At 46.1% G+C, this 15093-nt stretch carries 9 protein-coding genes and 1 pseudogene; 7 read left to right on the top strand and 3 right to left on the bottom strand.

All coding sequences use genetic code 11. The features are described from left to right. Positions 1-44: 44 nt before the first annotated feature. From F752_RS24950 to F752_RS0122740, 4 genes are all read left to right on the top strand, one after another. Complete coding sequence (locus F752_RS24950; RefSeq protein WP_040665092.1) at positions 45-869, top strand: HipA domain-containing protein; 825 nt, start codon at positions 45-47, stop codon at positions 867-869. Between the two features lie 1149 nt (positions 870-2018). Further along, complete coding sequence (locus F752_RS0122755) at positions 2019-2447, top strand: LexA family protein (RefSeq protein WP_026135937.1); 429 nt, start codon at positions 2019-2021, stop codon at positions 2445-2447. Next, a complete protein-coding gene (locus F752_RS0122750; protein ID WP_017734050.1) occupies positions 2441-3700 on the top strand; it encodes a Y-family DNA polymerase in 1260 nt (419 codons plus the stop codon). Before F752_RS0122755 ends, F752_RS0122750 begins: the two co-directional genes overlap by 7 nt. Before the next feature lie 383 nt (positions 3701-4083). Beyond that, a complete protein-coding gene (locus F752_RS0122740) occupies positions 4084-4746 on the top strand; it encodes an SOS response-associated peptidase (RefSeq protein ID WP_017734048.1) in 663 nt (220 codons plus the stop codon). A 167-nt stretch (positions 4747-4913) separates the two neighbouring features. Here F752_RS0122740 and F752_RS26385 read toward each other — a convergent pair whose 3' ends face one another. Next, a complete protein-coding gene (locus F752_RS26385) occupies positions 4914-5132 on the bottom strand; it encodes a hypothetical protein (RefSeq protein ID WP_017734047.1) in 219 nt (72 codons plus the stop codon). A 585-nt stretch (positions 5133-5717) separates the two neighbouring features. Then, a pseudogene (locus tag F752_RS27035) lies at positions 5718-6142 on the bottom strand (phosphorothioated DNA-binding restriction endonuclease); the annotation flags it as partial. Between the two features lie 257 nt (positions 6143-6399). On the opposite strand from F752_RS27035, the gene F752_RS0122725 reads away from it, so the two are divergent. The 3 genes from F752_RS0122725 to F752_RS0122715 are packed head-to-tail and all read left to right on the top strand — an operon-like array spanning position 6400 to position 14495. After that, positions 6400-9303, top strand: a complete 2904-nt coding sequence (locus F752_RS0122725) for a TonB-dependent receptor (protein ID WP_017734044.1) — start codon at positions 6400-6402, stop codon at positions 9301-9303. Positions 9304-9306: 3 nt separating this feature from the next. Further along, complete coding sequence (locus F752_RS0122720) at positions 9307-13953, top strand: TonB-dependent receptor plug domain-containing protein (protein WP_017734043.1); 4647 nt, start codon at positions 9307-9309, stop codon at positions 13951-13953. Between the two features lie 20 nt (positions 13954-13973). Beyond that, entirely contained in the window at positions 13974-14495 is a 522-nt protein-coding gene (locus tag F752_RS0122715) for a hypothetical protein (RefSeq protein ID WP_017734042.1), read from the top strand. Positions 14496-14507: 12 nt separating this feature from the next. Here the strand turns inward: F752_RS0122715 and F752_RS0122710 are convergent, their stop codons facing one another. Then, positions 14508-14714, bottom strand: a complete 207-nt coding sequence (locus F752_RS0122710; RefSeq protein ID WP_017734041.1) for a M74 family metallopeptidase — start codon at positions 14712-14714, stop codon at positions 14508-14510. Positions 14715-15093: the final 379 nt, after the last annotated feature.

Raw genomic sequence — 15093 nt, 5'->3', positions numbered from 1 at the left:
AGGAATGAAAGGCTAAAATGAGCTGAAAAATAAGCTGCTAATCAGTGGGTTGCGCAACAGCTACTGTGGTTGAGCGTAGCGTGGCCGTACCAGGTGTTCAGCCTAAATTATCCATGTCCTTAGTTAAGGAAGCGAAGGAGAAATCAGACACACGACTCACAGTGGTAGGTGCTTTGGGCGGGCAGTACATTTTTAAACCACCATCCGATCGCTTTCCGGAAATGCCCCAGAATGAACATGTAAGCAAGCGCATAGCAGAAGCTTTCGGGATTCGGGTTGTTCCCTCTTCCTTGATACGATTGGCCTCCGGGGAATTATCCTATATCACGAAGCGTGTCGACCGGAAGGAAACGGGAGAAAAGGTTCATATGATCGAAATGTTCCAGATAACAGAGGCATTTGATAAGTACCGGAGTTCCATGGAAAAAGTTGGCAAAGCTCTTGGCAGCTATTCCGACAACCCCCTGCTTGATAAAGTCTTCTATTTCGAACTGGCCTTGTTTTCGTTTCTCACCGGCAACAATGATATGCACCTGAAGAATTTTTCAATGATGGAAAGTGCTTCCGGCTGGGTATTGGCTCCATCCTACGATTTGTTGAATGTTAGTATTGTGCTTCCGGAAGATACCGAAGAACTCGCTTTGACCCTGGCTGGTAAGAAAAAAAAGCTGAAGTACGAACACTTTGAGCAGCTGGGGAAAGGCATGGAACTCACCGACAGGCAAATAGAGGGGGCCTTTAAGCGAATGATAAAAAATAAACCCAAAGCAATCAACTGGCTGGAAGTATCTTTTCTGTCAGACGGAATGAAGGGGGCCTACGGGCAGGTACTTGAAATGAGATACCAGCAACTCGGATTAACAAAATAAAGGACGCATAAACAATTCATTTAGCTTTAAGCAACGAAGCTTACCGGCCTTACCACTTTACCGGAAATTGTCCGGGTGATTTGAATCCGGAGAGGTAAAAAGGATTTTAATTCACGGGAGAGTTTATTCAGTCTAAGAGCCCACGGGACCATTTTCAGCCTTTCCGCTTATTCGAAAGGTATGCCTTCAGCAGCGCCTGTCAAGGGTATATAAACGGCCTCAGGCTGCCCTGGACAGGAGCAGCTTCCGGCCCGAAAAGGCTACTAAGACGGAAAGGCTGAGAGAGTGGAAAGGAGGGGATAGAACAGTTTTGCAGCTTTAGGTAAAGCGCTTCCTTCTGGTTTAATTCATTATTACCGCTGAAGGCAGTGTCTTTCATGACAATTTTCTTGTTTTATTATTTAGCAAGCTTTAGATGTAAGTCAATCCTTGCTGTTGACTCGTGATTCATGAAAGGGGAGGGTATTTTTGGACTGAAACATGCTGTTTTGCCTGAGTGGCAGCCCCTGAAAGCCTATGATACCTGTAAAAGCGAATATTTCCTCTTTTTCTGATAACAAGTGCCCATTAACTTCCTGTATGCGGGGCTCCGCAGGGAGGGCTAGTAGATATTGGAAGGGAATGTTATGAACATCAGGCTAAAGGATTAATATTCCGATAGGGAAGGAGCGAGCTGTTTTGAGAGCTTATTGTTTCTAAACAAATGGCCATACGGTAGAGGATGATGCTTCAGCTTACAAAGATAACCCTCCTACAAAAATCATTTCCCTTGTGAAGCCTTTGTCTGTTGGCACCACCCTTGAGCCTTCCGATGAAGTATACCTCTGCGTAGAGAATGAAGTCAGCCAGGGCAGGTACAGGTGACTGAATAACTGCTTTGAAAGAGGATTTTCAGACAAGTTCCGGCAGATGCTCAATGAAGAATTTATCAGCAATAGCTTTAACATAAAGGCTGACATTGGCTCTGTTACCGAAAACATTCTTTTCTATGGAGGAAGGATCATTGACCTAATTGCTCTGTAATCAGGTAAGCAAATCAGTAGTTATCCACACCCCTTGTGCATTTCTTTTTAGCATTTCCTTTGCTTATCCGCTACTGCTCTCCGTATTATTGCTAAACATTTTAGTGGTGAACTAAATTATTTAGCCATGGTATTACAACTACAGATATGCAAGTTACCTACCCTTACCGCCTTTCGCGTACCGATGGTGGGTACGCCTGTGAGAGCCGGTTATCCTTCGCCTGCTGATGATTTCTTGGAAGATTTTATCGACCTCAATAAAGAGCTTGTGAAGAATAAAGCGACTACCTTCTATGCCAGGGTGGTAGGTAATTCAATGGAAACGGACTTTTCGGAAGGAGATGTATTGGTAGTGGACCGTTCATTACCTCTACAGAATAAAAAGATTGCCGTCTGCTTTGTAGATGGTTCTTTTACGGTGAAAAAGGTAAGACTGGAAGGGAATGCGCTTTACCTGGAAGCCTTGAATACTGCCTTTGAACCCATTAGGATAACAGAAGACAACCAGTTTCTGATTTGGGGAATCGTCACTTATGTAGTTAAAAGGGTATGGTAGCATTGGTTGATTGTAATAACTTCTTTGTGAGCTGCGAGAGGATATTTAATCCTGCCCTGGAAGGGCGGCCGGTGGTGGTGCTGTCTAATAATGATGGGAATGCGGTGGCCCGGAGCCAGGAGGCAAAAGATTTAGGTATTAAGCTGGGGCAGCCTCTCTTCGAATTTCAAGAACTGGTCGATAAGCATCACATCACTCTTTTTTCGAGCAATTATACGCTCTATGGAGACATGAGCAATAGAGTCATGGAAGGCTTACGCCAGTTCACTCCTCATATTGAAGTGTACTCCATTGATGAAGCTTTCCTGGACCTGTCCCGGATGCCGTATGACCTGCAGGAATACAGTAACAGGATAAAGAAAACCATCCGGAAGAATACCGGCATTCCGGTCTCTGTGGGGGTAGCGCCCACTAAAACCCTGGCCAAGCTGGCCAACCACATGGCCAAGAAGCATCCCCGGCACAAAGCAAAAGGATTCTTTATACTTGATAGTGGCAATCGGGAGAAAATCCTGCAGGAGTTCCCTATAGGTGAAATTTGGGGTATTGGACGAGCACATGCAGAGCGGCTGCAAAAGCATGGAGTACAAACTGCTTATGACTTCACACAACTGCCGGAGCGGTGGGTAAAAGAGCACATGTCCGTTGTAGGTCTTCGCCTGCAGAAAGAGCTACTTGGTCAGCAATGTCTTTCTTTAGCGCTCATACAACCTGCTAAAAAAGGAATGTGTACTTCCCGCTCCTTCCCTAAAAAAGTAACTTCACTGGGAGAACTGCAGGAAGCAGTGAGTACTCATGCCAGCAGGTGTGCAGAGAAATTAAGAAAGCAGAATAGCTGCGCCAATCAGGTAACCGTGTTCATCAATACCAGCCGTTTTAATGAGCCCGCAAAGCTTTATAGCAATAGTATTACCGTTACATTGCCCACGGCTTCCAATAGTACCTTAAAGGTAGTTCAATATGCCCTGCAGGGATTAAAGCTTATCTACCGCGCTGACTATGATTATAAAAAAGCGGGAGTATTTGTTTCCGGCATTGTGCCAGCTCAGCAGGTGCAGCAGGATTTATTTGAGCCTGCAGTGAATGATGGGCTACTGATGAAAACGCTGGATAAATTAAATGCCCGTTTTGGAAATGGAAAGGTTCAGCTGGCTTCAGCCGGGCTGAAGAAGGAATGGCAACTCAAAAGAAGCCTCTTATCCCCTCATTATACGACTTGCCTGAAAGATGTGATTAAGGTTTCAATTGGTTAAAATCCAGGAGGATGGAGCGGCATGTTAATAAAGAAGCTCGCCTGTCCTTTCAAAGAATTGCCGTTCAATTTCTTCAACAGTCAGGCGGTAAGGATGCTTTGCCAGGTATCCATGAAAGGAAATATTAAAGCAGGAGGGGTATAGCTTAATGGCAAACTTCTTCTCTTGAGAATGAACCCAGATGCCGTAAGCGAATTCAAATCCTAGAAAAACCAAGACTTCGTTATCTAAAAGAGTCGCCCTATCCATTTTACAAAGTAGAAAAACCGGTAAGTAGCGGGAAGGTGATTAGAATCCTTTTAAGGTACTGTACCGCTAACTTTAACTGAACCATTCAGTTACTGGAGTAAAGGATTTTTGAAACTTTTTAACCCAAAAAAACTATGTGCGGAAGGTATTCAGTTCTACCTGCGGTTAAAACAAGCCGTTCAAAAACAGGTGAAATACTCCTGGCGGGGCTAAAAGAGGCCCATTATAATGCGGCTCCGAGTCAAGCGCTACCCGTCATTACGAACCGGCAGCCAGAAAGGCTGCAGTTTTTTTCCTGGGGCCTGCAACCCTTCTGGGCAAAAGATGCCAAGGCAGTTAAACGTTCCATCAATGCCCGGTCAGAAACCCTTACAGAGAAACCTATGTTCCGGGCCTTGCTCAGGTCTAAACGCTGTCTGGTGCCTGCTGATGGATTCTTTGAATGGCAGAAAACGGAGCAGGGAAAAGTCCCTCACAGGATAATGCTGAAGAGCGAAGAACTCTTTTCCTTTGCAGGGCTTTGGGATGAATGGACAGACAAGCAAACAGGGGAAGTACTGCACACCTACTGTATTATCACTACAGAGGCAAATGAGCTGGTCAGGCCCATTCATGACCGGATGCCTGTCATTCTCTCACCGGAAATGGAAGCCTTGTGGCTGGACCAGAACGAGTCGCAGGAGGGACTACTCTCCTTGCTGGAACCATACAAAGCAGATGAAATGAAAGCATTTGCCGTGTCTTCTCTGGTAAACTCTCCGCAGAACAACCTGCCGGAGGTGCTCAACTCCCTGTAACATAGAGCTAATTAACTTACAGGCAGGAGAGGGGCGTTACAACTGCAAAAGTAGATCAATTAAGTGCCCTTGGCTGCCTTAAATATTTACCCATCTTTGTAGCAAACCGAGACTCCGTAATCTTTGGCAGAGTATTTAAGATTTCTGATATAAAATCAATCACTTCATCATTTTTCTTGAGTGGATGAATGAAAAGTCCATTTGCCCTCCGGCTGAGTAATGGACAGGCGGCCCAGATCCGAGGCTGAGTCCATATGAACCGCTGGCTTCCAGGCATCGCGGGTATGAATAAATTGCATGTAAGTTTCCGGCTCCCGCGGGCTTGTCAGTTCGACCATCCCGGCGCCCATTTGGATTTCTGCCTGTAAGGACTCAAGCGTTGTCATGTTGACGGACTCCCCGCAACTTTGCTGTCCATAGGCAAAAGGTACTGAAACCAAACTAAGGCTGAGGATGCCTAAGATGGAGGACCCTTATAGGCGGAATGGGGAAAGAGGAATTTTCATCACTTTATTTTTAGCATTAACCAATTGCATTATCTGACTGAGCGGAGAAATATAAAAGAATAAAGCCCAGGCCGGATAATGATAAATAGGTTTGCCCTTGTATATTCAGGCCACATGCCAGAAGCTTCAAAAGCCCTCTTAGAGCCCGGAATGGTTGGCGCAGGAAAATGGCATCCTTTGCGACTCTAGGTAAATTCAGGAGAAGTATGGCAGTATCTCTTTATCATCCTAATATTCCTTTGCACTGGTAGAGGGCTTGACCCCTCCTAAGATTTTAAAGAAAGCCGGAAGGGGAGATATATTGCTAGTTAGGGGCTTATGTAAAGATGAGCAGCCTTTCCTCTTTTTCGCGAAGATGGGCCTTTAGTAGCGCCTGCCAAGGGTAGATAAACGCTCGGGGCCGCCCTGGACAGAAGCAGCCTTAGGCCTGAAAGGGCTACTAAGCCGGAAAGGCAGAGAGAGGAGAAGGGTGTCTGGAAAATTTTGTTCCAGAATGGTTTCGGCTACCTGCCGCAGGAGCTCAGGTTTTTGCTTAAAGTTCTTTGTCAGCTCATTCGGGAATTTGCCCTGCAAATCATGTCCCAATAGGTACTTAATTGGAGTAGTCCTGTTTTGTTTTTGTAAGCTCTGGCTTATTGAATTGTCATAGCTCATTGTTTGCCAGCCGAACAAAAAGAAAATGGATGTAAAGGATTTTGCGTGGCGGATCAAAATCCTGCAGCAACTCCCTCAGCTTAGGCTCAATGGCAGAGTAGGAATAAAGCCCGTATTTCCTCGCTGAATCTCCCCAGGGCCAGCAGCATGAGCAGGAGTTTATGAGGCGCCCGTACCCCTTTGTTCTTCCAGGTATTGATGCTTCGGAATTGCTGTAGGATGTCCTGACCGTTCATGGAGCTAAAGATATTATATGCTGCGGGAAGAAACGTGCCTCCTGCTTCCTTCTGTGGCAGGTGTGTGGTGGTAATATAAACATGAAACTGTAAAACAAACTACTTTTCCTTTGATAATTACTGTTGAAATACTTATTTTACTTTTCCGGAAGAGAGTTCAAATGCACTTTTTTTCAACATAAACAGGGGCAGTCTTTATTTGGACTGGAAATACCGGCTGTCCTTCTGTAAGCAAAGTATACCTTAACCTTATGCCAATGCGCATTTTCTTTCTTTTTGTTTTAATCCTGGTGCTATGCTGCTTTCAGCCAGTTACCGCGCAGCAGGAACAAATTACCACCGTTAGCGGGGTGATGCTTTCGAGTGAAGGAGAGCCTTTGCCTGGGGTTGCCATCAGGATAAAAGGCACCAACATAGGTACGACTAGTGATTTTAACGGGTTCTATAGCCTGGAGGCGCCGGTAGGCTCTACGCTGGTGGTTTCTTTTGTTGGTTTTAATACCTATGAGATAAAGGTAAAGGCAGCCGTTGAGGAGGATCAACAGAGGGAAAAAAGGGAATCCCGCCCCCTTAAACGTTTTCCGAATCCTGCCTTAGCTCGCGAGGAAGTGGGCGTGGCGGTACTTTCTGATTCATCTGCCAGTTATAAGGTGGAGGGAAGGCACAATGATAACGGCCAGCGGATATTAGGGCCATTGGCCAAAATCAAACATAAGGAAAGAAATGGAGAAAACAGTCTGTTATTGATCCCTTCTTATGTACAGCAAAGACGCAGGCCCAGGTTCAGGCTGGAATATACTACGGCCCTGAGCCGGAGCGTGGCCTACCGCCTGCCGGACCTGCAGCGAACTTATGCCCAGGGGCGCTCTGTCAATGGAAAACTGGAAGCCAGGGGGGCTGAAGAGCAGGAACGGTTCAGCTGGGGACCAGCGCTAAGCAGCCTTTCAAGAGATGCTTCCGGAAATCTTGTTTCAGGGAAAGCAGGTCTTCCACCGGCACAGGCTTTTGATCCTTACCGGGTATTTCGGACGGGAATAAGTACAGAGAACCACCTGCAGCTGTTTTCTGAAATAGATGATTTTCACCTGCGGGGAGCTTATGGGTACAGGTCCGGGCAGGGAATTATTCCAGGAAACAACTACAACAGGCATGCCCTTGATTTTAGCGGCAGGCTTCTAAACAGGGCTCTGGAGCCACGGCTGTATCTTTCATACAACAGGGCAGAAGAGTATTTACCTCAGGCAGGGACAAGCCTTGCTCGCATCATCAGCAGCATTTATACAAGCCCTCCAAACTTCGATGTATTAAACGGGTTTTCGGGAGAAAGGCCATGGAAGCATTCCTCTACCTACTTAAATGAGCAGGGAGAGGAGCGTAGCTTTGCTCCCGGTTTGGAAAATCATCCTTACTGGCTTATACATCATTCTCCTGATTTACAGGAAGAAGAACACTTCCTTTCCGGAGTAGAATTGAAGACCTACCGGCTGTACCCTTTCGACCTGCAGTACAATGTGGTGTTTGAACAGCAAAATGCAACCAACCAGTTCGGGTTTGCACCAGGTACAGCAGGTGCTTTATACGGTAGCCTGACGGAAAGGAAGCACAGGAAAAGCACTTTTCATTCAAACCTGAGTGTCGCCGTAGATCCTGAGCTTTATTCTGATTCCTGGGAACTGGATATGTATGCGGCCTACCTTTTCGGTTTTAAGGAGGAATCCTTTTTTCGCCAGAATAAGATGGTCTTTGAATCCGAAGAATCCTTTGGAGTGCCGTATGTTCATCTCCCGCAGGTGCTCCAATTGCAGCCTTTCCGCCGTCAGCATGAAATAATAACCAAAGCCGATATTTATTATACACCAGGTGTTTATTACAGGCTTGTGCAGCTGGGCCTGGTCAATCGGATGTATTTGTCCAGCACCATGCCCGAAGGGCAGGCTTATTTTCTGCCGGCTGCCACTCTGAAGTTTGACTTAAGCATGCTGGACTTTATAGAAGATTCATGGGTTATTTCCAGGCCAAAGCTGTTTACTGCCTATTCCTCTACTTTGCAGGAGGCACCGCTGATTTATAATCAATGGCACTTTAACTCTCTGGGGCTTCCTGTTTTTCAGTTTAGGGTGTATAATGATTTTTTTGAATCAAGACCCCGAAAGGGATTAAAACCTGAAAATCAGCAAAAGTGGGAGCTGGGGGCGGAGCTGGGTCTGTTTGAAGACTTGCTGGACATGAAGCTAAGCTATTACCGAAACCTCACCCAAAATTTTATCTTACCTCGACCGGAGACTTTTGAGCTGGACAATGTGGCAGAGGTAAAAATAACCGGCCTGGAGGTAACCCTTAGTTCCAATGGCTATTTTAACGAAGGGAACTGGCAGGCAGGGCTGACTTTTAGTCGCAGCAGGCCGCTTGTACAATCGCTCTATCCTGAACAGGAACGGGTGCCGATTGCCGGCTTCCCAATTATCTCCACTAATCTCATAGAAGGGGAGCCCCTTGGGGTAATAGTGGGTAACCGAATTCTGCGGGATAAAGCAGGCAGAAAAGTTATTGGGCCTGACGGGTTTCCACTGCTCAATCCGGAGCCGGCCATCATAGGCAACCCTAACCCCGACTGGCTGGCGGGTTTGCATGGAGGACTTACCTATAAAAAGCTCGGCTTTTCATTTGTGATTGATGGTAGAAAAGGAGGAGATATGTGGAATGGCACTCAGCAGTTTCTGAATTATTATGGAGTTTCTCAGATAACGGCAGAACTGCGGAATGTAAAAGGTTATGTGTTTGAAGGCGTAACACCTGAAGGAGGTAAGAACCAGCAGCCGGTTGACTTTTACGATCCTTCATTGCCCGTATTAAACAACCGCTGGCAGCGCTATGGTATAGCTGGAGTGGGAGAGGAGGCCGTGGAGGAGGCTTCCATGATAAGAATAAATGAGGTACAGCTGACCTATGATTTAAGTAATGCAATGAACAGCCTGTTAGGGCAAGATCAATTAGAGAAAGTAAAGGTAAGTCTGCTGGCAAGAAATCTCTTGTTATTCACCACTTATACAGGCGTGGATCCTGACGGAAATTTGTTTGGTTACCAGCAGGGCAGTGGTCTGGACCTTTTTAATCAACCTGCAACCAGAAGCCTGGGGTTTGCATTGAATTTTACCTTTTAAGCCATGAAAAAATATCTTCCTCTATTCCTCCTGCTGCTGGGTAGCAGTTTCCTTTCCCTGGCAGTACCGCAGTTTTCCGATGGCTTTATAGCCCGGCTGAAGCAGAAGCTGGAAGAATTTAACTCACAGATGCCCAGGGAGAAGGTTTACCTGCATATTGATAAGCCCTTTTACAAGCCAGGTGATGCAATCTGGTTTCAGGCTTACCTGGTGGAGGGGCAGCAGCACCGACCTTCGGAAATAAGCAATGTGATATATGTAGAGCTGATTAACCCTAAAGGGAATGTGGCGGAAAAACTTACCCTGTCTGCATTAGAAGGAAGAGCCATGGGTGACTTTCAATTGGCGCCAACTGCAGCGGGTGGCTTGTATAAGGTGCGGGCTTATACGCGGTGGATGCAGAATTTTGGGGAAGACACCTTCTTTAGCAAAGAGCTGCAGGTGCAGAAAATTGTCTCCCCCAAACTATTATTGACGCTGGATTTTGAACGTGATGCTTACGGACCTGGAGACCAGGTGGTAGCAACTCTTAAAGCCAGGGATTTGAAAGATAATCCTGTAGCAGAAGAAGCGATAAGTTTTCATGTTTCATTAGCCGGACAGCAGGTTTTGGCAGAAAAGAGTAGGACAAATATACAGGGAGAAGCTTTTATTCGCTTCTCTCTGCCGGACAGCCTGGCCACCTCCGATGGTTTGCTGAATGTACTGGTGGAAAACCGTGGTGTACAGGAAACCATTTCCCGTGCGGTCCCTATAGTGCTGAATAAAATTTCTCTGCAGTTTTTCCCGGAAGGGGGAGATTTAGTGCAAAATGTTTCAGGTCGGGTGGCCTTTAAGGCATTAAATGAATTTGGGAAAGCGGCAGATGTGGAAGGGATTATTGTGGATGAGGAGGGGAATGAGGTACAGCGCTTCTCCAGTTTCCATAAAGGCATGGGTGCTTTTAATTTTATCCCTGAGGAAGGCAAAACCTACCTGGCAAGGTTAACAAAGCCCGTAGCTACTGATACTACATACCCTTTACCAAAGCCCCTGCCCAATGGGTACGTGTTGAATATTAAGCAGCAGAATCCTGAAAGTCTCACTGCTTCAGTATATAGTCCTCTGAACAAGCCACTTTACCTGATAGGGCAGCTAAGGGGTGGTATGTATTTCTCCAGAAAAATAATGGCTGAGAAGGGCATCAATAAAATTGAAATACCTTTGGATAGCTTTCCAATTGGCGTTGCGCAGTTTACCCTTTTCGATCATCAGCAGCTGGAGCGCTGTGAACGTTTGGTTTTTGTGAACAGGGAACGAAAGCTGCAGGTAGAAATTGAAACTGATAGGGAGTACTATCAAGCCCGGGAAAAAGTTACTGTAAAGCTGCGTACCTATGATGAGCACCAGCTTCCGGTGCCAGCCAGCCTTTCTCTTTCGGTAGTCGACGATAAAATTATCAGCTATGCCGACGATAAACAGGATAATATCCTGTCGCATTTATTGCTCAGTAGTGACCTGAAAGGGAAGGTGGAAGAGCCTTCCTACTATTTCGATCCGGCAGAAGCCGCCGCAGATGAGGCCCTGGATTATTTGCTGATGACCCAGGGCTGGCGGCGCTTTAAATGGCAGCAACTCATGGTGGAGGAGCATACCTTCAACCATTATCCGGAGAAGCTAGGTTCTATTTCAGGTCGCCTTATTAACCGCAAAACAGGAAAGCCGGTAGAAGGAGAAGTAACCCTCGTTGAATTGGATAACAGACGTCGGGCTGCCCAGCTAAAAACCAAGCCGGATGGCAGCTTTCTCTTCCTGAAAACAGATCCCGGAAGTGACATTCAGTTGTTTGCTAAGGCCAGGCTGGGCAGAAATGAGAATCTTCAGCTGGTGTTGGATCAGGAGGTTGAAGGAAACTATGAGAAGCTTAGCGAGCCTGGTATGTACCAGGGGGAGGAGATTTTCCTGTTCCGGGAAATCGTGGAAGTTCCTGATGAGGAGGTTATAGAAGAAGAACTGGAGCTGAATATGGATGTCAGTCAAAGTATAGTACTGGAGGAAGATGTGAAGCAGCTTCAGGAGGTGGTAATAGTAGGCTATGATCCTATGACGAAGAGCAACATTAGTGAGGCAGTGACCGTCGTTAATCAGGAATTTGCTTTTCATCCCGGACAGAGCCTTGAGCAGGCCCTGCAGGGGCGGGTAGCCGGTGTGGAGATTACTCCAAATTCGGCTACGCCAGGAGCTTCGGCACGTATTTCAATTAGGGGCAGCAGCAGTATAGCCAGTGGCGATCCACTTTTTGTGGTAGATGGTTTTCCTATTGAAACCAATGGCAGGAGTGGCCTTTCTGCCCTCGGGTTTTTATCGGCCGATGATATTAAAAGTGTGAGTGTTTTAAAAGGGCCGGAGGCCAGTGCGCTTTATGGTTCGCGGGCTTCTAACGGGGTGGTATTAATTAATACCAAATCGGGCCACTATTATCCTCATTATAACAGGCGCTTATTGGATAATTATACCAGCTTATACATTAAGCCAACTAAGTTCTCGCCACAAAGAGAGTTTTACATGCCTGATTATTCTGCTGAAGAGGCTCCCGGGGAACGGACAGATTTTCGGGAAACCATTTACTGGAATCCTGGAATACTGACTGATCACCGAGGAGAGGCAAGCATTTCCTTTTACACTTCCGATGCCACTACGGCCTTTCGTATTACGGCTGAAGGTATAGGCGTAAATGGTTTGCCCGGGTGGCAGGAACATGTATTCAGTACCAGATTGCCCGTAAGTGTGGAGGCCACTATACCGCCTTATTTTAGCTTTGAGGACCGCTTTGAGCTGCCTGTTCAGCTAAAAAACAATACCGATAAGCCGCTGAAGGGAAAGCTACAGGTGGAGGTAGATGAGGTATTGAAGGGAGCCGGAAGCTGGGAGCCTGAAATTGAAATAGCTCCCAATAGCAGCAAAACTGTGTATTATCAGGGCCAGGTTAAGAACAAGGCAGGTACTTTTGAAATTTTCCTGAGTTTTGAGGGAGAAGGATTTAAAGATCAGGTACGACAGATGGTAGAGGTGCTTCCGAAGGGCTTTCCGGTTGAAGTTTCCTTTTCGGGAAAAGATTTGCAGCAGACCTTCTCCTTTTCGGTTACCGACCCGGTGCCGGGTTCACTTTCGGCAGGTTTTACGGCATATCCGAATGTGTTGGGCGATTTGCTAAGTGGGATTTCTTCCATCCTTAGGCAACCACACGGCTGCTTTGAGCAGGTTTCTTCCAGCACTTACCCGAATGTACTGGCCCTGCAGTTTATGGAGGAAACAAGACAGGATGATCCGGCCGTTCGGAAAAAAGCATTGGGCCTGATTGCAGATGGCTACAAGCAATTGGCTGCTTACGAAACCAGGGAGCATGGCTTCGAGTGGTATGGCGACACACCACCACATGAAGGTTTAAGTGCTTTCGGTTTACTTGAGCTAACCGAAATGAAAAAAGTGTATGGCGGGGTAAGTGAAGCCTTATTGAAGCGTACTAAAGACTGGCTGTTAAATAGGCGGGATGATAAGGGAGGTTTTAAGCAAAACAGAGGAAAGTACGGTTTTGCTGCTGCCAGTAAAGAAGTAAATAACGCCTACATCGTATATGCTCTTGCCGCTACGGAAGTACCAGTAAGCATAATTGAAAAAGAATATCTTCAGGCCTATCAGGAAGTACTAAAGAGCGGAGATGCTTACCGAATGGCCCTGCTGGCCAATGCATCCTTCTATTTACAAAAAGAAGATGAAGGAAAGGTGCTCCTGACCAAACTAAGAAAGCAGCTTCAGGATCAGGGATTGGGTAAACTACAGGCAGACCATTCTTTAGTTAGACGTTATGGAAATTCATTGCAGATAGAAACAGCTGCCCTGGTGGCACTGGCAATGTTACAGGAGGAACGGCCGAATGTGATGGAAGTGCAGGGGATTATTAATTACCTTTTAAGCAGGCGTTCTTTTGGTTCTTTTGGCTCCACACAGGGAACGGTAATGGCTTTAACCGCCCTTACGGAGTGGGCGAAATTCTCGCAGCGGACAGCAGAAGGTGGTTTAATCTCCCTTCGCCTAAATAAGCACCCGTTGGCCAGCCAGCGCTATGAAAAGGATCATCATGGAGAAATTCTGCTGGCGAGCCTGGAATCTGGTATGCAGGAGGGAAGGCAGGACATGGAAGTAATTTTTGATGATACCAAAGAAGCACTTCCGTATTCTTTTTATGCACAATGGACCAGTTACACACCTGCCTCCAGCAAGGAATGCCGGGTTGCCCTTCGCACAAATCTTTCTTCCACGGAAATAAAGGTGCAGGAAACTGTTCGCCTGAGCATTGAGCTGAAAAATGAAACAGCAGAGGGAATTCCGCAGACCCTTGCCGTAGTAGGTATTCCTTCGGGCTTAAGTCTTCAGGCCTGGCAGTTAAAGGATCTTCAGGAAAAAGGGCTTTTCGACTTCTATGAGATTCAAGGGAATTTTGTTGTATTCTACTATCGGGAGATGGCTCCTAATGATAAACGAACAATTAATCTTGATCTGAAAGCTTCTGTTCCAGGTATCTATCAGGCATCCGCCAGCAGTGCCTACCTTTATTACACTAATGAGTACAAGTACTGGGTAGAAGGAGAAAGGATTAAGATTCTTCAATAGATAAGATAATAAAAGGAAGTATGTCCTTCCAGGACAAAGTAAAAATAACATATAAAGCTGCTGTAGTAATAAATTTTATTACCTTCCTCTTCACTTCTGCCATCGGGCTGGACTACCTGTTGCCGAGTATCATATCGATGGAGGTGATTACAGGGGAGGAAAGAAGGGTGGATTATGTACAACCCAGCCGGTTCAATCCAACAGGTGAGGTGCCGTCAGAAGATACAGACTATCTGATTACAGAGAACTTTAGATTTCAGGTAGGTCGCTTTCAAAGCTTTGCCATGCTTACCGGAGATACAGTTAAAGTTTACCAGGGCCGCCTTTCAAGGCTAGTCATGGAGGCGAGGCTGGTGAAGAATGGCATCGAACGAAGGATTGAGAGAGATTCGACCATGTTCGGCAATCTGGCTTTTATTCCCATTGTTACCTTCCTGACCAGCCTTGTTGGGGTGCTTTTTTACAAGAAGACAAAGCTTTCTATTGAAGTGGGAGCAATGAGTTTGCTGCTGGTGATGATTATCATCTTTCTGTTAAAATAGAATCCCAGGCTTTTACTTTAACTGTACATGAATATGGTCATCGTGACGCACTGCCTGGCAGCCGTGAAGTCGAATTTTTTCGCTGCTAAAGCCCAGCCTCTTCTTAAGGTGGGGCTCGATAAATATTTTACCGACCGATTGGGAAGATGCCAGTAAATTGACAAGCGCGGCAGTCTGCTCGCTCTCAAAAGTTAAGTTCGCTTTATTTCCCTGCGGCACTATGGCTGTTAAGATGCTGTATAGTCAACTTTTTGCTTGATATTTTGATATAAAAAAGGCTGTTTGATGGCATAATCCGAAAAACAGTCAAAACGGCTAATGGACTGGGGCTGACAGGATCCAGAATGGCTCTAGGTTAACTATAATCATATTTAACGGTAGATAAGACTCCCGATTATTTGAACGTGCCGGAACTGCCGGAACAGGCTTCCGGAAGGTAAGGGTGTAGTTCCCTTTCTTCTGACTCTAAATCTTCGAAAAGCGGGAAGTTCACTGACCTTTGCCGGCATAATTATGAAATACCCGCACGTCTGTTGCTCATTTATATTGTTCAGTGGTTACTTACAAGTACCGGCGCAACTACTTATATCTAATGATG

Source organism: Nafulsella turpanensis ZLM-10, assembly GCF_000346615.1.
GTDB lineage: Bacteria > Bacteroidota > Bacteroidia > Cytophagales > Cyclobacteriaceae > Nafulsella > Nafulsella turpanensis.
This window is presented reverse-complemented; position numbering and strand designations above follow the sequence as displayed.

What these genes read in the sequence shown, in the direction of transcription:
- F752_RS0122755 (WP_026135937.1), top strand. Translation starts at nt 2,019, where the DNA reads ATGGTATTACAACTACAGATATGCAAGTTACCTACCCTTACCGCCTTT.
- F752_RS26385 (WP_017734047.1), bottom strand. Translation starts at nt 5,132, where the DNA reads ATGACAACGCTTGAGTCCTTACAGGCAGAAATCCAAATGGGCGCCGGG.
- F752_RS0122740 (WP_017734048.1), top strand. Translation starts at nt 4,084, where the DNA reads ATGTGCGGAAGGTATTCAGTTCTACCTGCGGTTAAAACAAGCCGTTCA.
- F752_RS0122715 (WP_017734042.1), top strand. Translation starts at nt 13,974, where the DNA reads ATGTCCTTCCAGGACAAAGTAAAAATAACATATAAAGCTGCTGTAGTA.
- F752_RS0122750 (WP_017734050.1), top strand. Translation starts at nt 2,441, where the DNA reads ATGGTAGCATTGGTTGATTGTAATAACTTCTTTGTGAGCTGCGAGAGG.
- F752_RS0122725 (WP_017734044.1), top strand. Translation starts at nt 6,400, where the DNA reads ATGCGCATTTTCTTTCTTTTTGTTTTAATCCTGGTGCTATGCTGCTTT.
- F752_RS0122720 (WP_017734043.1), top strand. Translation starts at nt 9,307, where the DNA reads ATGAAAAAATATCTTCCTCTATTCCTCCTGCTGCTGGGTAGCAGTTTC.